Source organism: Mycoplasma sp. CSL10166, from assembly GCF_017116885.1.
Classification (GTDB): Bacteria; Bacillota_I; Bacilli_A; order Mycoplasmatales; family Metamycoplasmataceae; genus Mycoplasmopsis.
The window spans coordinates 269,412-289,982 of sequence record NZ_JAFIRF010000001.1 but is presented as its reverse complement, the minus strand read 5'-3'; the positions used below and the strand labels follow the sequence as shown (position 1 = coordinate 289,982).

The window sequence follows — 20,571 nt, the reverse complement described above, 5'->3', positions numbered from 1 at the left end:
CTAATTTTGTTAGGTTTATTTTTTGATAAAGGTTAAATTAAAATGTTTTTTAATTCTTAGCCTATATTTAGTTAAAAATAAAGAAAATTCTAAAATAACAAAAAATATTACTGACGGTAACATTAAAGGTAATATAAATTCATATTTATCTCTAGATTCAAAATGTTCAATGTTAGAATTTATCGATATAACTCCAGTAAAAATACCATAATTAATTGCGTTTCTATAAGTGCCTTCAAATTCAAAAAATACAAAAGAATAAATATCTTTATTAATTTGAGGGAGCAAATAAACTCAATAAATCTTCCATTTAGAAAAGCCTAAAGATAATAATGTCGATACTTTTTTATTTATTTTTGAATTTAATTTTTCAGAAATTTGTTTACTTAACGCTCTAAAAGCTATAACACTTAGCATAAAAATAAACGTTGTTTCTTGTGAAAATAAAATAATAATAAAATAAAAGTAAACAATTGCGGGTATTGATTTTAAAATAATAATTACAAATTTAGCTAATATAGTGAATTTTAAAGACAATAATTTTTCAACCATTAAAAAAGAATATAAAATTGAAAAAAATATTGCTAAAAAAATGGCTTGATATGTATATATAAAAGCTCAAACATAATCTATATAATAAAATGTTCAATTATTTTTTAGATAACTAAAATCGGAACTTAACAAACTAACTAAATATTTTTTAAAATTATTTAAATTAAAATCATCTTTGAACAAGTCGATAAACCCAAAAACAACCACTACCAAAACGATAATTAATAAAATAATTGAAATAAATTTCTTGTAATTATATTGAAATGTTTTATTAAAATTTATATTCCTTGTTTGTTTAGAATTTCTTATTCCTATAATTTTATTAAAAAGAACAAGAAATAATTCTAGCATGACAAGCAATATAATAATATAAAATAGACTTATAGATAAATATTCAAATTTTTCTTTGTAAGCGTCTATGAAAATCCCTATTCCATAAATACCTATAGAACCTAAAATAGAAGATCATCTAACATTGGATTCGTAAGCTAAAAGAGAATTCATGATAAATCTATTTTTATTATTTAAAACAATATTTTTATAAAAACTTAAAAACTTACTTTTACCTAAATTTATTTCATTTCAATATTTTTTAACTTCTGAGTTCTCAATAATATCATTAAAATATCGGTGCATTCACAGTCACGTAGACCAAAAAAATATTAAAAAGGCTGTTAAATTTAATGTAGAAATTTTTTTAAAAAAATAAATAAAGATAATTATTGGAAAGCTTCTTAGTATCGATAAAAGAAATTTTACAGATAAAGAAAAATAAATTTTTCTATGTAAATTTATCGCATTTATATAAGATGTAAAAAAGGCTAAAACTAACCCACATATAGTTCCGGTTGTTGTTGTCTTAACAGTAACTCATAAAAGTCTTAAATTAGATAATCATAAATTGTTAATTCCGTTATCATAATCTATATTTTTAAATTTGAATAAACTTGAAAATCTCTCAAAAAGAAGAGAGTAATTATCGTAAAAATTAAAAAAAGAAGAAAAATAGCTAAAAATTAAAAAAAGTAAAATTGTAATAAAATAAAAAGTAATTTTTCAAATTTTCCTTTTTTTAATATTATTATTAAATTGTTTTTGTGTCAAAATAACCCATTAATTTTTCTTTATCAAACATCTCTTTACTAAATATTTTTTCTATTCTTCCATCTCTTATTGCGATTATATTATCGCAAAAGTTGATAGCACTATCTAAATCATGCAATGATATTATAGTAATACGATTTTCTTTATTTTTTTGTATAGATTCATATATTAAATTTGTATTTAGTTTATCCAAATTACTAGTGGGTTCATCACATAAAAGAATTGAAGGAACATTGAATATTGCGCTAATATAAGCTAATCTTTGTTTTTGTCCTGTAGATAAATCAGAAATTTTTACAAAAGCATATTCTTCCATACCAAATTCTTTTAACAAATTAAAAAGTGTATCTTTTTGATTTCTTGTTAAAACTTTTAAAAATTTATAGAAATAATTTTTGTAATGTTTATATGACAATAATATGTTTTCAAAAAAAGTTATTGTTTCAATAAAATTATTATTTGCCTCTAAAAGAGAAATACTTTTTTTAAAAATAGCAACTTCTTTTTTAGTCATACTATTTTTATTATTACTATTAATTTTAAAAATACCTGAATTTATTATAGATCAATCAAAAAAAGAGTACAAAAGAGTACTTTTTCCACTTCCAGATTTACCTATAACTCCGTACACTTTATTTGATTCGAAAGTCAAGTTAATATTAGAAATAATTTTTTTATTTCCGTAATTAAGATTGATATTTTGAAATTCTATCACTATTTCTTTCCTAAAGTATTATTGATCACATCTCAAAATTCTCTATCAGCATCTTCAATTAATTTATATCCATTAAAACCATTTGATGTTCCAAAAATATCTTTACCTTTTTTAGATAAATTTATTAAAGCAGTTCCTATATCAAATGCATACTCATCACTAATTCTTTTACTTTTTAACCCAACGTTATAAGGAAATACATCTGTTACCGTTAGGAAATAAACATTTTCATTTGGTCTTATATTTGATTGATAATAATCGTTCAATTTACTTTTTGATGTATAAGCATATTTACCTTCATTATCTAAAAATATATGTAGATTCTTTTCGACGTCTTTGTCTTTAAATTTAGCAGTTTTTATAAATGATTGTGTGTTAGGGTCTTGCTTTAAATTTAAAAAAGATCTATAATTATTTCCAAAATGTTTTTTAAATAGCGCTTGAGGTAATATATATTTGCTACCTGAACTTTGATCACCAACACCTATTCCGTAAGAAATAAATTTTTCATAATCTTTTTCATTTCATGCCTTAATTATTTCCTCTTTTGTTTTTTCGTCTGCAACCAAAATAATAACACCTCTTTGAAATGGTGTTAAACTATCTTTGCTTTGGTATAAATTTTCATAAATTGCACCATTTCAAGAATTAATAAAATTATCTTTATTTTTATATACCTCATATTCGTTGTTAGCAATAATTCTTAATGGGTCATCATTTGATCCGTCTACATAAATTTGTTCATTTGAGTTTTGCCCCTCAAATTTACGTGTATAAGTTTGAAGAAATAATTTGCCACCTGATCTTTTAAGCAAGTCATCTTTCTTTTCGTATATACTAGCAGAATTGAGAAAAACTATGTCGGTTTCACCTTTTTGTATAGATTGTATTTGGTTCTCATATGTTTCTTCACCCTTTATATTAATATCTAATTTTAATTCAGGATTTATAAGTTTTAATTCATTATTGAGATCTAAAATAAATTGATTATATTGCTTCTTATAATCTAATAAAAGATCATTATATTCTTTTTCATTTAAATTACCTTTTTCTATTCCTGAATAAATAGATAATTTTATTTCTTTAGAACTTTCGCTCTTATTATTAGAGCAAGATAACGCAATTAATGGTATAGAAGAAATAACACCACCAAAAAATAATTTATTTATAAATTTAATTTTCAAAATAACTCCTTTTATAAGGACTCAAAAGGGTATTAAAAAATATAGACTCACTACGCTGGTATTAACCAGATCAGTTAATAAGAGTATTTCTCAACCAAAAAATAATTTTTAGTACCTCTGTCCTTCGTAATAAATTATATATTAAATAAATATATTTTAAAAAATAAAATGCCAATACTTTAATTTGACATTTTATTTTTTAAAAATCTTCTTTTTCATTAGGTAAAGAATAATTATTTTTTTCTCATTCTAAATATTCATTTATTTTATCTTCTTTTTCTCTTGCGGATAAATTTATTAATTTAGTAGAATTTAAGTATTCAAAAACGGGAATTTCAAATTCTAAATTATAAAACATTGAATTAGCATTAGTTAAATCGTGTTCTGATGTTTTAGCTATAGATGAATCATTGTTTTGATTTTCTTTTTCTTTTTGTTTATGTATGATGCTCTTGTACTCTTCGGTAGAAACATAAACATAATGATTGGTTTCACTATTTATTTTAAAAATTTTATCGTCAAAATTTATTTCATAAAATTTATCTTCAAATTCATCGCCTTTTAAAATTTTTCTTGTAAATAGAGATTTAGGTTCAACAAGACCTTCAGGAAACTTAAAACCTTCTACATTTTTATAATCATTGAAAATATGTATTTCATCGAACATTCTTGTTTGAATTAATTGTGAATCATTTGAAACAAAAATAAATGGCGCATTTATGTTATCACATAAAATAGATAATATTCTTAATAATTCAGTTTTATCACTATAATTCATTATATTAAATGTATCATTTACAAAAATTAATTTATTTTTCGAAAGTCAAAATGGTATTAATTTAAACTTAGTTCTTTCTATTATTTTTAAATTATTAAAAGGTTCTAAAAATTGTTGAATATTAACAGAAATAGATTCATATGTTTTGATGAATATTAACATTGTTTTGTAATATATTTCTGCTTTTTTTGTAATGAAATTTTTTGAATTGGTGAATTGAGAAATTTCAACAATTAAATTATAAAATTCTGATTCTTTTATAAATTTTTGTAATATTTCATCTATATTTTTTAACCTACTTTTTAACTCATTTAAAAAACTACTATTAGAGTGATTTTCTTGTATTAATAAATAACATTTTTCAATAACATCATTTAAAGCCTTATAACTTCTTTTGAATCTTTTAAACTTATTTTGTTTTACTTTTATTGTTTTATTAAATAGATTATTACTAGATTTTTTTACTCAATTTGTTTCAGCAACGGACATATTTATTTTTTGTTTTATTTCATGAAATTTAATATCATCTTTATGATCTGTAAATTGAGTATAAACTTTATTTTTTTCTAAGATTAATTCCTTATTTAAATTCTCTAGCGTTTTATTCAAATTACTCTTATTTTCCTTTGACTTAAAAATGAAATTATCGATATTAGCATAAGGCACATAGTCTCTATAAATATTAATTGTATCATTGTTTTTATTTGACATTAAAATTAAGTGGAACTCATTATTTAAATGTTTATCAAGAGTTTCTAGGTCCTCTAAACTTAAAAACAATAATTCATCTTTGTGTTCCTGTCAAAAAAATATTATTTTTTTGTTAAAAGTAATTCTATTAAATAATTCAACTACAGAGGAATTAGGTTTTTTTGATAAAATTTTAATTTTATAACTTAAGTTTCGATTTTCATTTTTATATTTTTTAATAATATTGTAAATATAACTTTTCGAATTAACATGTGTTTTATAGATTATTTTGTTAATAAACTTTATTTCATCTGAAATTCTATTAATTCTATATTGATTTGTAATGTTATCTATTGAACTTTTTCTTATTTTATTCAATGCCTTTAGTCTATTTTTTAATTCAACTATCTTTTCATCTTCTTTTACTTCGTTTAAGTCTTTATAATTTTCGTTTAAAAATTCATCGTTTTCTTTTAATTCTTTGAATAAATCAATATATTGAGCGAATATTCTCAAAGAATAATCCTTAATATTCTTTTCAAATAAGTTAAGCATTTCTTTAAATAAATCAATATTAATTTCTTCAAATGTATTAGAGAATTTTTTATATAACTTTTTAAAAGATCTTTCATAAGCTTGATTTATATCTATGATTTTTTCAAAATGTAAAAGTAAAGTTTTAGAAAATAAATTTTTAGTGTTATGGTGACTAATATGATCAAAAATTTTAGATGTTTGTTGCTTCTTATGATAATTTTTTACATCTTTAAAGCAAGTATTTCACATTTCTATGAGCGGAAGATTATAGTCTTTTTCATCGCTTATATCTACAGTATTAAAAACAAAAATACTATTTAATATTTCTTTTTTATCATTTAAAATAACTACATCACCGTCATTTTTATTAACTCGTAATGATATTTGGGTGTTTTTGTTATATTTTATTGAATTTCAAATATTATCAAAGGTAATGCTTTTGTTATTATTAGAAATATAAAAAAAAGTTTTCATGCTTTCTACATTCAATTGTTCAATATCAATTGGATTCTCAAGTGAAATCTTTTTTTTATTTAAAAAAAAGGATTTTTTGTTATTTTTTTCAAATAAATTAAATATCGAAAAAATATTTTTTGTATTATTATTCATTGATAAATCACTTTCTTTTTTAATAAACTAAATCTTCATTTTTATTAACTAACTTACTAATAACTGAGTATGTAAAGAAAATTACAAAAGTATTAAATCAAATTTTAATTGGACTAGATAAAATATGTTGAGAAATTCATATAAAAATATCTTTAATGTCACCACTACCTAAAGAGAGAAGATCAGCGTAAGAAAGAACAGGAACATTAATTAGCTCTAAAAAGGCGCTAAAAACAATTATCGGAACTATATTTAAATATGTATTAGTATTTAAAATAAATCTACCTATAAATATAAATAAAATCATTAATACAAAACCTGCATTCATTATACCTATTAATCAATATTTATTTTGAATGATACCATTATCAATAACTTTTTCAGGCATATTTAAAACAACTAAAGTATTAATAGCTATAACTAAGATAATAAGCAATATTGATACAAATAAATAAATATTTTTTTGATATTGTAACGCACTTTCGCTAGCTACATATTTCTTTCTAGAATTTAATTCTAAAATTTTTAAAGCAATTTTTTCAGCTAAAATATCATTCCTTTTTAATTTTGCTTCATGATACTTAATCGATAACAAATTAATTTTTCTCATAGTTTTTTGTATTAAATATTCTTTGCTATAGGCTGTTTTAATAATGCTTATAAAATAAAATCCAAAAATACCAGATATGAGACCGTTAATAGCGGTTGCTAATGTATAAAAAGGATTATATCCAGCTGGGGGTATAAATAATAGAGAAAGAAAATCACTAACTATCCCAACAAAAAGACCTACCATAGGACCGAAAATAAAACCAGAAACTTTAATTGGTAAACCAATAAAAGAGAATTTATATGTTGGTAAATTCACAATCGGTACAAGTTGTGCAACTATTATCGTAAAACTAACCGAAATTGCAATTAAAATAGCAACAAACACCATTTTTTTGATTGTTCATTTTGGAAATAAACTAAATTTTTTAAAGCTTGTTTCGATATTATTGTTTGTTGTTTTCATATCTTTATTTTACATTATTTTATGTAATTTAATAACCCTTAGTTAGGCAATTTTACCACTTAGTCTATTTCTATCTTTTTCTATATTTAAGATTGTTGCTTTAATTGTCATTCCAGGATAATATTGATCAAATATCTCAACATTATTAGGTAAATTTAAGTCATTTAAATGAATAAATAATGTTTGTTTAATGCCGATATAAACAAAGAGCCCAAAATCAGTTATATTTTCTATTGTTCCAACTACTTCCGAACCAAGTTTAAGTTGTTCAAGATCAACTATAGAATCTTTTAATAAAAATCCTGATTTATTATTATCTATTTTTTTAAGTGGGTTTCTTAATGCGTCTAAAATCATTTCTATTTCAAATTTGTTAGAATTATATTTTTGAATCAAAGTATTTATATTTAAAAACGAAACATCTATGCCGTTTTCACTTGGTTCTAAGTTATAATCTTCAATAATTTTGTTAGCAAGATTGTAAGATTCAGGATGTATAAATGTTTTGTCTAAATAGTTATCAGAATTAAAAATTCTTAAAAAACCTATAGATTGTTCGAAAGTTTTATCACCAATACCTTTTACCATTTTTAGTTGATTACGGTTAGAAAAGTATTTTATTTCTTTTCTAAAATCAATAATATTATTTGCTAATGTTGAATTAAGTCCTGATATATAAGTCAATATTGACTTAGTTGCTGTATTTATGTCAACCCCTACTTCGTTAACAACTTTTTGAACTTTAAAAGTTAAGAAATTTTCTAATTCTTTTTGATTAACATCATGTTGATATTGGCCCACACCAATAGATTTAGGATCAATTTTAACAAGTTCATTAAGAGGGTCAATAAATTTTCTACCAATATTTATAGCACTTCTTTCTTCTACCGACATATCCGGAAATTCCTCTATAGCAACTTTTGATGCTGAATAAATACTTGCACCCACCTCGGACACAATAGTTCATTTAATGGTTAATTTATATTCTTCAACTAAGTTGGCGATGAACTTTTCAGTTTCACGTGAAGCTGTACCGTTACCTATTACAACTATATCAATATTATATTTTCTTATTAAATCTAAAACTATCTTTTTAGATAATTCTATTTTTTCTTGTGGCTTATGTGGATACATTTTTTGCTTAGTTATAAAATCACCGTTTGGATTTAGAACTGCCATTTTACAACCATTTGCATAACCTGGGTCAATTGCTAAAACTACCTTATCTTGAGTCGCCGGAGCTTTTAATAATTTTTCAACTGAATTAGCAAAAATATTAATTGATGATTCTTCCGCTTTACTAAATAAGTCACTAAAAATCTCTCTTTCAACTGAAGGTAATATTAAGCGTTTTAAAGAATCGTTTATAGCTTCAAAAATATTCTTTCTATTTACTTGTTTTCTATCAATATAATATAGCGCTGTTTTTAATAAATATTCTTGATTGTATTCAAATGTAATTGTAATTATTTTAAGTTTTACCCCTCTATTTATAGCTAAAATATTATGATTTTTAATGTATTTAATTGGTGTTTTTTTATCATAATAAATTTTAAATTTCTCCCCGTCATCAGATGCATTCTTCTTCAATTTAGTAGCGATTAGACCATATTTTAAAATTTGTTCTTTAATAGCTGTTCTAAGTTGAACATTTTGAGATATTCATTGAGCAATGATAAAATTTGCTTGCTCTAGCGCAAACTCAACTGTAGTTACATTGCTGTTCAAATATTTTTCAGCTTCTTTTTCTTTATTAAAATTAGGATTTTTATTATCGTAAATTGATTTTGCTAAAGGTTCTAATCCTAATTTAATTGCTGATGTAGCTTTTGTAACTTTCCCAATTTTAAATGGTTCATAAATAGCTTCCAAATCTGACTTGACCTTTGTGGATAATATAGAATTTTCTATTTCTTTAGTTAATAATCCTTTTTCTTCTAATATTTTTAATATTGACTCTTGACGCTCTAATAATTCGTTAACATATTTATATCTTTTTTCAATTTCATATACTTGTTCTTCGTTCAAACCGCCAGTTTGTTCTTTTCTATATCTAGATATAAAAGGAACTGTATTACCTTCATTTAACATTTTTAAAACTGTTTCAATACTTTTTTTGCTTATTTTTAATTGTAATTCTAATTCTTCAATTGTTTTTCTATTCATAATTTTTACCTTTTATTTTTTAACATATTTTTAAATTTTATTTTTTCTCTAGTGGTTTTAATTTTCATTGCTTGGAATAAATTTTTAACATCTTCGTTATTAATAATTTTAGGCAATCTTTGAGATGATAAAATAAGTTTATTTATTGTTTCTTCTATATTATCTGAATTAATAAACAAAACATGACTAGATATATCATTTATCTCTATTTTCGTGTTTTCTGGAACAATTACTAACGAAGCATACGGTATATTTTTTTTCAACATTTTTAAAACATGCTTGATATTATTTTCGTTTTGAAAAATAGGATTTTTAACCTTTATTTTTCTCTTTTTTCCTATACTTAAAAATATTTTTTCATTTTTAGCATTACCAGACAATATTCCGTTGTAAAGTTTATACTCACATACCACAATCATTGAATCACTAACTAAAAAACCATCTAGTTCATACTTTTTATTATCATACGAATAAATACCACCTTCAGAAAAAAGAAATGTTTTTTTATCAATTATTTTCTTTATTTTTCTATTTATCACACTTTCAAACAAAAAGCCTTGCTTATTTTTTTTATAATCTATAAAATACTTTCAAAAGAAATAATATCCGATTGATATAATAAATATTAAACCAAATAAAGTAATAAAAAATATACTTAAAATATAGTGCGTATATTGATTCATTTTTCTCCTAAAAAATATATTTAATATTATATATAAAAAATATCCCAAATTGAGATATTTAATTATTATTTACTAGAAGGCTTTTCCATATTTTGTGATTTGTAATTTTTATATGCAATTACTTTTACAACAAATGGGTTAACGACATATTTTGTTAAACCTTGTATAAAAATGTAGAATACAGGAGCAAGTAAATCAGCTAAAATCATTGTTATAGTAGCAGAAATTACTGAATTCATAACCGCGTCTTTTTGTTGAGCAATAGTCATACCATTTGCGGCCACAAGAGAATTAACTGATATATTGGCAGTATCTAAATTTTGAATAAATAAAGTTGAAACTTGTTGAGCAAAACCTCTAGCAGGGTTAATTGCTGCAGAACCACCTAAAATACCCATTCAAACACTCATTGAAATAATAAACATTATAAATAAATCACGATACTTATTATTTATATTTGGTGAAAAAATTGGGAATAATAAAACTGCTGTCATAACTAATTCAACAAATAAAATTCAAAATGTTCCAGCTGTACTCATTGTCGAAACACTTGAACTACCTTGGAATAAATGAAAAGCTTTTTTGGCAGCTCCTATGGTGGTTATTGGTTGATTATATAAAAATCCTTCAGGTGCAGTAGAACTACCAACTCCATAAATAATTAGTCCAGCAATAAAACCACCTAAAAATTGTATTGATATTTTATAGGATGTATATCAACCATTATTTGTTCCGTTTAAATATCTAAATAACGAAACAGAGAGGTTTAAATCACAACTAAATCTTAAAAATATAAACAATACTAATCCAACTGCGATAAAACCAGCATAAAAACCAACGATAATTGGATGTAATAAATATTCTTCAATAACAACTGCTTTATTATTTAATTGTCCTACGGTCGTGCTTAAACCTGCTAATAAAAGTGATAATAATATTGTTCCTATTAATTCGCAGCATAAAAACCAACGATAATTGGATGTAATAAATATTCTTCAATAACAACTGCTTTATTATTTAATTGTCCTACGGTCGTGCTTAAACCTGCTAATAAAAGTGATAATAATATTGTTCCTATTAATTCAGAAATACCATGTATTATTCAAGTTCTCACATCTTTAGGTTTTTCTGCATTTTCTCTTTTAGATTGAGAAATTTTGAAAAAACTAAATAAATTTTTAATTAGTGAAACTTTTTGTGCTTCTACTTTATTATCCATTCTTTATTTTTCCGTTATCCATTAAAACTAATGAATTTTCGAAATCTCCTTTTTGAGCAGCATCAGCATTATCAAGTGTAACTTTTGCAATTTGAGTTAATGCTAAATCTGTTAAAAATGCTTGGTGTGATGTTATTAATGTATTTGGTAACTCAATCAATTCTTTTCATTCAGGATCAAGTTCTTTTAATTCATCAATTCTAGAAGAAACATCTTCGTAAAATCTTCCTTCTTCTCTTTCTAGAACATCACTTGCAAGACCTTTAATTTTCCCACTTTTAAGACCTTTTAAAACAGCTGGAATATGTAACAATTCACCTCTAGCTGTATTAACAATAATAACGCCTTCTTTCATTTTTTCTACGGCAGCTTCATCAATTAAATGTTTTGTAGAATTAAATAATGGGCAGTGTATTGATATAAAATCACTTTGTGATAATAATTCACTTAGTGAAGCTCATTCAAATCCCATGTTTTTAGCTAAATCTGGGAAATTTTCTTCTGCAAAAGCATCAAAAACCAAAACTCTAGCACCTGTAGCTCTTGCAATTTTAATAAATGTTTGTCCTATTTTACCTGAACCAATAACACCAACTGTTGAATTTGCGATACATTTTCCATCTAAACTATTTAATGAAAAATTAAATTTTTCAACTCTTTGATTGGCTAGTAATAAATTTCTATTCAAAGCAGACATTGTGGCAAAAGCGAATTCACCAACACTTTCTGCTGAATAATTAAAAATTCTAAAAACTTTAATACCAAGTTCGTTTGCTTTTTTAATATCAATTTTATTGTATCCCATTGATCTTTGTAATCAATATTTAACACCTAATTTTGATAACACTTCTAAAATAACTTTATCACCATAAGTGTTAACGAAACCACATATTGCATCATATCCCTTAGCTAAAGAAACTGTGTTTAAATTTAAATTTTCTTTAAAATATGTAATTTCATGTCTATTATTATTGTATTTATCAAAATATTTAATGTCATAATCTTTTGCATCAAAAAATGCTATTTTCATAATAAGTAAACTCCTATATTTTGTAATTTGTCAAACTTTATTAAATTATAATATAAAATATTTGTTTTTATAATTGAAATTATTAATTTTATAATGCATAAACTAAATTAAAAACTAATAACTTTTTGTATCAAAATGACAAAAATTCATTAAAAGTTTAAAAAACAAATTTTATTTTTCGAAATAAAAAACATTATTTTAACAAATTTAGTCCGTTTTTACATTTTTTACACTTATTATTTGGAGGTAAAAATGAATGATATTATTTTATATTTTGCAATAAAATACAAAAACGATTATAAACTAATAATGAACGCAATTAAAAATAATGAAAAAATAGATAAAAATAATGAAAAAGAATATTTAAAAATATTAGAACAAAATGGCATCAATTTTTTAACTATTTTAGATGATAATTATCCTAAAAATTTATATTATCTTAAAGAACCATTGATTTGTCTATTTTACAAAGGAAATATTAATCTTTTAAATACTAGCAATAAAATTTATATTATTAACGAAATTTGAAATACTACCACAAACAAATATTTATTGAATAATTATAAAACTATAATAAATGATGCTGTAATAACAACATGTGATTATGCAAAAACTGAAAGAAAAATTGTTGATTATTTTAAAAATAATAAAGGTCGTATAATACACTTTGCTCAAAAAGGATTAGACTCTTATAATTTTATTAATTTTAATTCACTAAACGAACTAGTTATTAGTATATATCCACCAAATACTCACCCAAAGATAAGACATTTTTATGAAACAAACAACATTGCAAGTCTCATTAGTGATAAATTTTTATCATTTTCAATGCAAAAAAATTCAAAAACAAACAATTTAATTAATTGTTTTTTAAATTATGGAAAAGAAATAAATTGTTTCCCAGGTGTAGATATTGAAGACGGTAATAATCAATTAATCAAGTCCGGAGCTAAGCTCGTAACTTATATTTCAAGCATTTTACAAGTTTAAAACAAACTAGCATTTTAACACTAGTTTGTTTTATTCTTTTTTGAAGCAAACTTTAAAAAATTCATAAATAATTTATGTGGTTTTAAAGGTCTAGATGTAAATTCTGGGTGATATTGAACTCCAATGTAAAAATCCTGTGTTGGATCCTCACATGATTCTACTAAATTGTGCTCAGGATTAAAGCCGGTAAACTTAAATGTTTCATCTTCGATATCTTTTATATATTTATTTTGAACCTCAAATCTATGTCTATGTCTTTCGAAAATATTATTTTTTTGATAAAACTTTGCAATTTTAGAATTAGGAATAAACTCTGTTTCGTAATCTCCTAATCTCAAAGTTCCGCCAATATTATCATTTTCACTCTTTCCATCAATAAAGTCAAGAACGTAAGTTTCATTAAGTTTATCGTTTGCAAATTCTCTTGAAGTCGCATTTACAATTCCTTTACGTCTTGCCTGTGCAACAGTCATAGCTTGCATCCCTAAACAAATACCTAAAGTGGGTATTTTATTTCTTTTACAAAAATCGGCCGCTAAAACCTTACCTTCGAAACCTCTTGCGCCAAAACCTGGTAATATAACAACTCCGTCTACATTAGAAAAAACTTCATCTAAATTTTCGCTATTTAAAATTGAAGAATCTATAAATTCTAAATTCAAATTAACGCCTAAATGAATTGCTGATATTTCTAACGCTTCATTTATAGATTTATAAGCATCTGTAAACGAGGTATATTTACCTAACATTTTAATATCAACTGTTTTACTTCTTGGTAAATTAACTTTTTTAATAAAATTTTCTCATTCTTTTAGTTTTGGTTTTTTATCTTTTAAATGAAAATGATTTAAAATATTTTGAACTACTTTCTTAGATTCTAAATAAAGCGGCATATCATATATATTTTTTAAATCAGGAGTTGAAATAATGTTTTCAACAGGTAAGTGCGAACTATTAGCAACCTTTTTTATAATTTCGTTAGGAACCAAATAATCTGATCTTAAAAATATCATATTTGGTCTTACTCCCATTCCCTTTAATGCGGAGACCGAAAATTGTGTTGGTTTTGTTTTGAAATCTTTAGAAGTTTTTAAAAAAGGAACATATGTAACATGTATAAAATAGGTATTATTTTCATTTTCATAACTCATTTGAGCTAACGAATAAATAAACGGATTAGATTCGATATCTCCTACAGTTCCCCCAATTTCGACGATAACAAAATCTTTTTTATACTTATCCTCTATATTTTTTATTATTGATATTATTTCATTTGTTACATGCGGAATATATTGAACTGTTTTTCCATTATAAAAACCCTTTCTTTCTTTATTCAATATATTTTGAAAAATTCTTCCGCTTGTATAATTAGAATCTTTGCTAAAGTTCTCGTCAATAAATCTTTCATAATGACCTAAATCTAAATCTGTTTCTCCTCCATCTTTGGTGACGTATACTTCACCATGTTCATAAGGCGACATAACACCAGGGTCAACATTTAAATATGGGTCTAGTTTTAAAACAAAAATTGAAAAGCCTCGTGCTTTTAATAAATTACCTAAAGATGCAGCAGAAACTCCTTTCCCGAGTCCTGAAATTACACCACCGGTAACAAAAATAAATTTACTCATTTTTCCCTCTTTCATTTGCTTTATAATTATTATAATTACTTAAATTTAAAGTATAGCATCATTCAAAATAATATAAAAAAATAAAATGAGTTATTCCCATTTTATTAATTAAATTTATTTTTGTCTTTCAGTGTAAACAGAAACATACTTTCTATTTTTTCTGCTTTCGTATTTTACATATCCGTCGATTTTTGTAAATAATGTATCGTCTCCACCACGTCCAACATTTAATCCTGCGTGAATTTTTGTTCCACGTTGTCTATAAATAATTGAACCTGCTGTTGCAAATTGACCATCACCTAATTTAGCACCTAAACGTTTTGAATGCGAATCACGACCATTTTTGGTAGATCCACCAGCTTTTGTCTTTGCCATTTTCTAGTTATTATCCTTTGATTTCAGTAATTTTAACACGTGTATATGGTTGACGGTGCCCTAATTTTCTTTTATGTGTTGATTTTGCATTGTGACGATATACAATAATTTTTTTAGCTTTACCTTGTTTTTCGACTGTACCTAATACTTTAGCATTTTTTAAGAAAGGTTTACCAATTTTATCGTCTACTAATAAAACTTTTGTAAACTCAACTGTTGAACCTACTTCGGCTTCAATTTTTTCAATAAAAATTGTTTGACCTTCCTTAACTAAAAGTTGTTTCCCACCTGTTTCGATAATTGCTAACATGCAATACCTCCATTAAAGTGGCTCGTCCTTAGGGTGAGCTTAGCTTCTTTATAAACCCATTTGGTACGGTTACTTAAGAAGTAACATATTCATTATATCAAAAAATATTTTTTTTAGTATTTTAAATATATATTTTATTAAATAAACTTTGTTTTTAATATTAGGAGTGAATTAAGTGTAACTATAAATAAATTGGAATTGTGAAAAAGTTATAAATAGTATTAATTTCTAACTTAATTAATATATAATAAAAACATTGAATAACAAGCAATAAAAGGAGAAATATGTTTAAAATAATTAAAAAAATCTTGCTTTCTTTTGGAAGTTTAACTCTTTTAGGTTTAGGAATTGGCGCTTACTACATTTACAAATGAGTTAAGGATAAACCTAACAAAAAAAATAACAACGAAGAATTACAAAATAATGCTGGTTATGAAGCGAATAATTCTGACTCAAAAATAAAATTAAGTAATGATGTGCGTTATTATAAACCACAAAATGTTACCAGAGTCGGGCACTGAAACATATTAAATTTTGGTGGAGACACATCAAATAAAGGTGGTTTAAAAGTAACAGCAATATCACAAGCTATAATTAAAACTAAATTAGATTTAGTTGGTTTAACTGAAATTAATTACGATGACGGAGATAAAGTAGATAGAATACTAAAAACTTTAAATGAATTAGATTCTAAATCAAAATGAAAATCAATAATTCAACCAATATCTGATTCAAATCCTAGTTCAAATAACGCAACTAAAGAACAAATTGCAATATTATATAAAAGCACTGTTTTAACACCAGAAAAATTTAATAGCGATAAAATTGGCGCATCTTTTGGAAAAGAAAAAGCAAATGATGAAAAAAATGTACAAAGATCATTTAAACGCCCAATATTCGGAGTTCTTTTTAAAGATAATTTATTAGACAAAAAAATAACAACAATATTCGGACATTTAGATAGTCCAGATGTCAAGAAAAATAGTGATGAACAAACATCGAAATACTCAGGACAAGGAACACAAGAGGTATTTGAAGCATCAAGATTAGCTAATGCTTTTGATTATTTTGAGAAATTAACAAATCAAAATTCATCAATTATTTTTGGTGGTGATACTAATATAAAAACTCAAAATAATGAATTATTTTTATCTAGCGATTTTAAAAGTAGACAAATAATAAATTACTATGATGATATGAGAATTAACCAAGTAAATAATGTTAAATCTTATAATAAATATGAATATTATGAAACAAGTTTAGGATCTAAAAAAGGTTATGCAAATGCATATGATAAAATATTATTTAAAGAAAATAACTTAAACATAATTACTGAAGCAGAAAAATTAAATAATATGGATATAAAATATAGAAATTCATGATTTAAACTTGACTTAATAAATTCTTTTAATGATGGTTTTTTTGATAAAAACCAAATGATTAAACTGTGAAAACAATCTCCGGCTTATAAAACACACGAAAATTATAAAGACTTCGAGATAATTCGTTCACAAATTTCTGACCACACACTTGTATGGGTTGATTATGAAAAATAAAAAGTAAATATATTAAAACTTATAAAAGTTAGGAATTTTTAACTCCTACTTTTATAAGTTTTTATTTTAATATTTGACTATTTTAAATATTTTTAAAAAATAATTATTACGTAAAGTTAAAACTATAAAAGTAACAATTAGAGATAAAAAACTTATTTTTAAAATGTCCATATTTCCACTAACATTACCCTAATAGCATCATATGAGTAATAAAACCTATAAAAGCTAATACACTTGATAAAATCCTTAAAATGATAATAGTAATTATTTCCGGATTAGTAAATACTACCTCTAATAATAGAACTAATAAGTATAATCATAAAAACTTTACTCAATAAAATTGTTAAAGCAATTTTTTATTAAACTCATTTTGCACCTTTCATTTTTTAATTATTTCATCATATTTTTTTAAAAAACGGAAGTAAATAATTAAATCTGCTTTAAAATCTTGTTTCAAAATAAATCAAAGTGGGAAATTAAAGTAAATAATAATACTGTTTTGATTTAAATCATATTCGAATGTTTTCGAGCTCAACTTATCTATGGTAAATTAGAGCTCTATAATAAAACAAAAATCTAGAACTTATATTTCTAGATTTTTCCTTTTAATTAATATCCGCCTTTAGAATCTTTACCCTCAACAATTGCTACTGAACGGCTTGTTCCAAATCTTGTAGCACCTGCGTTATACATTGCAATTAAATCATCCATATTACTAATTCCACCTGCAGCTTTGATTAATAAAGCATCTCCAGCAACACGTTTCATAATTTCAACATCTTTTAGATTTGCGCCTCTAAAACTAAAACCTGTAGATGTTTTAATAAATTCTGCTCCTGATTTCATAACAATTTCTGTTGCTTTTTCAATTTCTTTTTCAGTCAATAAAGCAGTTTCGATAATAACTTTTAATACATGTGAACCAATTGCTTCTTTAACTTTTTTAATATCGTTTAAAACGTATTCATAGTCACCTTGTTTAAATTTACCAATATGAATAACCATGTCAATTTCATCTGCACCGTGATCTATAGCTAATTTTGCTTCTTGAGCTTTGGCTTGTGTAATCATAGCACCTAAAGGGAAACCTACAACACTAGTAATCCCTACTTCGCTACCTTTTAATTTTTCTGCAACATATCTTACTCATGAAGAATTAACACACACTGTTTTAAAATCGTATTTTTTGGCTTCGTCTATTAATTTATTTAAATCCTTTTCTGTTGCTTCAGGTTTTAAATATGTATGATCTATCATTTTATTGTAATTCATCTCTCTTCTCCTTATTTTAATTTACCTAAAATAATTTTATTTTCAACTTTGTGTTTATTTATTTTATACCCTTGTTCTAATTCAGAAACTAATTCTATCGATATTGGATTTGATGAGTATAAGTTAAATAAAACTTCACCTTTTTTAACGTATTCATTTGTTTTTTTAGCAATACTTATTCCTGCCTCAAAATCAATTGAATCCTCTTTAGTTTTTCTACCAGCACCTAATTTCATAGCCACTATACCAAATGTTAAACTATCAAAAATTTCTACATAACCTTCTTCTTTTGAAATAACTTCTAATTTATATTTCGGATTTCAAAAGTTAGGATCTTTTAGCGCTTCAACATCACCGCCTTGTAATTTTATAAAATCATAAAACTTAGCGAGTGCACTTCCATCTTCGATTGATTTTTTAACAAGCGCAATACCTTCTTCATGTGAGTTAGCAATTTTTGATTGTTCTAAAATTGTTGCACATGAAGAGTAAACTAATTCATTAAAATCTTCAGGACCTTGACCTTTAAGTGTTAAAATAGCCTCTAAAACTTCGTTTTTATTACCAATTTCTCTACCAATAGGTCTATTCATATTTGTAATTTCAGCTCTAACATCTACATTTAATTCTTTACCAATGTTTATCATTGTTTGAGCTAGTTCAACAGCACTTTTTTCATCTTTCATAAAAGCACCATTTCCGCATTTAACATCTAGTAAAATTGCATTTGAACCAGTCGCAAGTTTCTTTGACATTATTGAAGAAGCGATTAAAGGTATTGCTTCTACAGTTGCAGTAACATCACGTAAAGCATATAATTTTTTATCAGCCGGCACAAGTTTTGAACTCTGACCAACAACTGCAATTTTATGTTCTTTTACTTGTTTGATAAAGTCTTCTTCACTTAATTCAACATTAAAACCTGGTATTGATTCTAACTTATCAATTGTTCCACCTGTGTGACCTAAACCACGACCACTCATTTTTGCAACAGGAGCACCTATTGATGCTACAATCGGAGCGACCGCTAAAGTTGTTTTATCCCCAACTCCACCGGTACTATGTTTATCAACTTTAATTCCGGGTATTTCTGATAAATCAATAACATCACCAGAATACATCATTTCTTTTGTCATTGTTGCAATTTCTCTTGGTGTCATTGAATTAAAAACTACCGCCATTAAAAAAGCACTAATTTGATAATCAGGTGTTGAACCATCTACATAAGAACTAATCAAAAATTTAATTTCCTCATCACTTAACTCTTGATTTCTTCTTTTTTTATCAATAATATCAACTACTCTCATATTATTTTGCTAAATTTAAAGCAATCTCCATCATTTTTGTAAATGCTGTTTGACGTTCTTCTGACGAAGTTTCTTCGTGTGTAATTAAATTATCACTAATTGTTAATAAACACGCAGCTTCTTTACCTGTTGCTTCTGCATTTGTAAATAATGCGTATGATTCCATTTCGACACAAATGGCTTCAGTATCTTTAATTCTGTCTTCAAGAGGAACAACTGAATAAAAGACATCTGATGAATGAACTCTACCTTCGTTTAAGTTTATATTTAATTTAGATGAAATTTCTCTAATTTCATCATTTAATTTGTCACTTGGTTTAGCAACATTCCCTGGTTTTCCTAAGGCAATTCTTCTAAATGCGTCACCATCAGCGAACGCTTCTGTTGCAAGAACCACTTCGTATAAACCTAAATCTTTTTTATAAGAACCTGCAGATCCAATTCTAATAATTCTATCTACGTCATAAAATTTAAATAATTCGTATGAATAAATTCCGATTGAAGGACAACCCATTCCACTTCCTGCGACTGTTACAGGTTTTCCTTTATATGTTCCAGTATACATAAACATATTTCTAACTGAATTTACTAATTTATATCCTGGATCTAAAAATGTTTCAGCAATATATTTAGCTCTTAACGGATCTCCAGGCGTAATAACTGTTTTTGCAATTTCTTCTTTTTTTGCACTAATATGTGGTGTCATATTTTCTCCTATTTCTAACATTGTAATTTGGGTTATTTACATTGCATTTTACAAAGGAATATAATAGACTAGTATTAATATTAAAAAATAACCAATATTATTTTAACACTTTAAAAATAAAATGGTTATTTTTTGTTTTTCA

The 20,571-nt window shown here is 24.7% G+C and carries 18 protein-coding genes and 1 riboswitch; of the genes, 2 read left to right on the top strand and 16 right to left on the bottom strand.

Annotated elements, in window-relative coordinates:
* Window positions 1–15: 15 nt before the first annotated feature.
* The 10 genes from JXZ93_RS01250 to JXZ93_RS01205 all read right to left on the bottom strand — a co-directional run bounded on the left by JXZ93_RS01250 (window position 16) and on the right by JXZ93_RS01205 (window position 12,282).
* Window positions 16–1,188 (bottom strand): ABC transporter permease, encoded by a 1,173-nt coding sequence (locus JXZ93_RS01250; protein ID WP_205851943.1) that lies wholly within the window; start codon window positions 1,186–1,188, stop codon window positions 16–18.
* A 448-nt stretch (window positions 1,189–1,636) separates the two neighbouring features.
* Complete coding sequence (locus JXZ93_RS01245) at window positions 1,637–2,371, bottom strand: ATP-binding cassette domain-containing protein (RefSeq protein ID WP_205851944.1); 735 nt, start codon at window positions 2,369–2,371, stop codon at window positions 1,637–1,639.
* Window positions 2,371–3,555 (bottom strand): ABC transporter thiamine pyrophosphate-binding lipoprotein p37/Cypl, encoded by a 1,185-nt coding sequence (cypl, locus tag JXZ93_RS01240; protein WP_205851945.1) that lies wholly within the window; start codon window positions 3,553–3,555, stop codon window positions 2,371–2,373. Before cypl ends, JXZ93_RS01245 begins: the two co-directional genes overlap by 1 nt.
* A gap of 30 nt (window positions 3,556–3,585) precedes the next feature.
* Window positions 3,586–3,684, bottom strand: a riboswitch (TPP riboswitch).
* Between the two features lie 70 nt (window positions 3,685–3,754).
* Window positions 3,755–6,169: an MAG1360 family OppF-related protein gene (locus JXZ93_RS01235; protein ID WP_205852496.1), complete on the bottom strand. Its 2,415-nt coding sequence runs from the start codon at window positions 6,167–6,169 to the stop codon at window positions 3,755–3,757.
* A gap of 19 nt (window positions 6,170–6,188) precedes the next feature.
* Entirely contained in the window at window positions 6,189–7,184 is a 996-nt protein-coding gene (locus JXZ93_RS04120) for an ECF transporter S component (protein ID WP_205851947.1), read from the bottom strand.
* A gap of 42 nt (window positions 7,185–7,226) precedes the next feature.
* Complete coding sequence (locus JXZ93_RS01225) at window positions 7,227–9,350, bottom strand: Tex-like N-terminal domain-containing protein (protein ID WP_205852495.1); 2,124 nt, start codon at window positions 9,348–9,350, stop codon at window positions 7,227–7,229.
* 5 nt (window positions 9,351–9,355) lie between these two features.
* The gene (locus JXZ93_RS01220) at window positions 9,356–10,033 is read right to left on the bottom strand and encodes an NERD domain-containing protein (RefSeq protein ID WP_205852494.1); all 678 of its coding nucleotides are present in this window, start codon (window positions 10,031–10,033) and stop codon (window positions 9,356–9,358) included.
* A gap of 65 nt (window positions 10,034–10,098) precedes the next feature.
* Window positions 10,099–10,833, bottom strand: coding sequence for an aquaporin (locus tag JXZ93_RS01215; protein WP_205852493.1), 735 nt, complete (start codon window positions 10,831–10,833; stop codon window positions 10,099–10,101).
* Between the two features lie 146 nt (window positions 10,834–10,979).
* Window positions 10,980–11,252 (bottom strand): hypothetical protein, encoded by a 273-nt coding sequence (locus JXZ93_RS01210; protein WP_205852492.1) that lies wholly within the window; start codon window positions 11,250–11,252, stop codon window positions 10,980–10,982.
* Window positions 11,245–12,282, bottom strand: a complete 1,038-nt coding sequence (locus JXZ93_RS01205; protein WP_205851951.1) for a 2-hydroxyacid dehydrogenase — start codon at window positions 12,280–12,282, stop codon at window positions 11,245–11,247. The genes JXZ93_RS01210 and JXZ93_RS01205 overlap by 8 nt, the downstream gene beginning before the upstream one ends.
* A 252-nt stretch (window positions 12,283–12,534) precedes the next feature.
* On the opposite strand from JXZ93_RS01205, the gene JXZ93_RS01200 reads away from it, so the two are divergent.
* Window positions 12,535–13,272, top strand: a complete 738-nt coding sequence (locus tag JXZ93_RS01200) for a DNA processing protein (protein WP_205851952.1) — start codon at window positions 12,535–12,537, stop codon at window positions 13,270–13,272.
* 20 nt (window positions 13,273–13,292) lie between these two features.
* On the opposite strand, the gene JXZ93_RS01195 is transcribed toward JXZ93_RS01200, so the two are convergent.
* The 3 genes from JXZ93_RS01195 to rplU all read right to left on the bottom strand — a co-directional run bounded on the left by JXZ93_RS01195 (window position 13,293) and on the right by rplU (window position 15,588).
* A complete protein-coding gene (locus tag JXZ93_RS01195) occupies window positions 13,293–14,903 on the bottom strand; it encodes a CTP synthase (RefSeq protein ID WP_205852491.1) in 1,611 nt (536 codons plus the stop codon).
* A gap of 114 nt (window positions 14,904–15,017) precedes the next feature.
* Complete coding sequence (gene rpmA, locus JXZ93_RS01190; RefSeq protein WP_174892985.1) at window positions 15,018–15,278, bottom strand: 50S ribosomal protein L27; 261 nt, start codon at window positions 15,276–15,278, stop codon at window positions 15,018–15,020.
* Window positions 15,279–15,288: 10 nt separating this feature from the next.
* Window positions 15,289–15,588, bottom strand: a complete 300-nt coding sequence (gene rplU, locus JXZ93_RS01185; protein ID WP_205851954.1) for a 50S ribosomal protein L21 — start codon at window positions 15,586–15,588, stop codon at window positions 15,289–15,291.
* Window positions 15,589–15,872: 284 nt separating this feature from the next.
* Between rplU and JXZ93_RS01180 the strand changes: the two genes are divergently transcribed.
* The gene (locus tag JXZ93_RS01180; protein WP_205852490.1) at window positions 15,873–17,144 is read left to right on the top strand and encodes an MnuA family membrane nuclease; all 1,272 of its coding nucleotides are present in this window, start codon (window positions 15,873–15,875) and stop codon (window positions 17,142–17,144) included.
* A 609-nt stretch (window positions 17,145–17,753) separates the two neighbouring features.
* On the opposite strand, the gene deoC is transcribed toward JXZ93_RS01180, so the two are convergent.
* Genes deoC through deoD form a run of 3 tightly spaced genes read right to left on the bottom strand, consistent with a single transcriptional unit; the run spans window position 17,754 to window position 20,450 of the window.
* Entirely contained in the window at window positions 17,754–18,416 is a 663-nt protein-coding gene (gene deoC, locus JXZ93_RS01175) for a deoxyribose-phosphate aldolase (protein ID WP_205852489.1), read from the bottom strand.
* A gap of 11 nt (window positions 18,417–18,427) precedes the next feature.
* Complete coding sequence (locus JXZ93_RS01170) at window positions 18,428–19,723, bottom strand: pyrimidine-nucleoside phosphorylase (protein ID WP_205852488.1); 1,296 nt, start codon at window positions 19,721–19,723, stop codon at window positions 18,428–18,430.
* 1 nt (window position 19,724) lies between these two features.
* Window positions 19,725–20,450 carry a purine-nucleoside phosphorylase gene (deoD, locus tag JXZ93_RS01165; RefSeq protein WP_374962766.1) on the bottom strand — a complete coding sequence of 242 codons (726 nt, stop codon included), beginning with the start codon at window positions 20,448–20,450 and terminating at the stop codon, window positions 19,725–19,727.
* Between the last annotated feature and the right edge of the window lie 121 nt (window positions 20,451–20,571).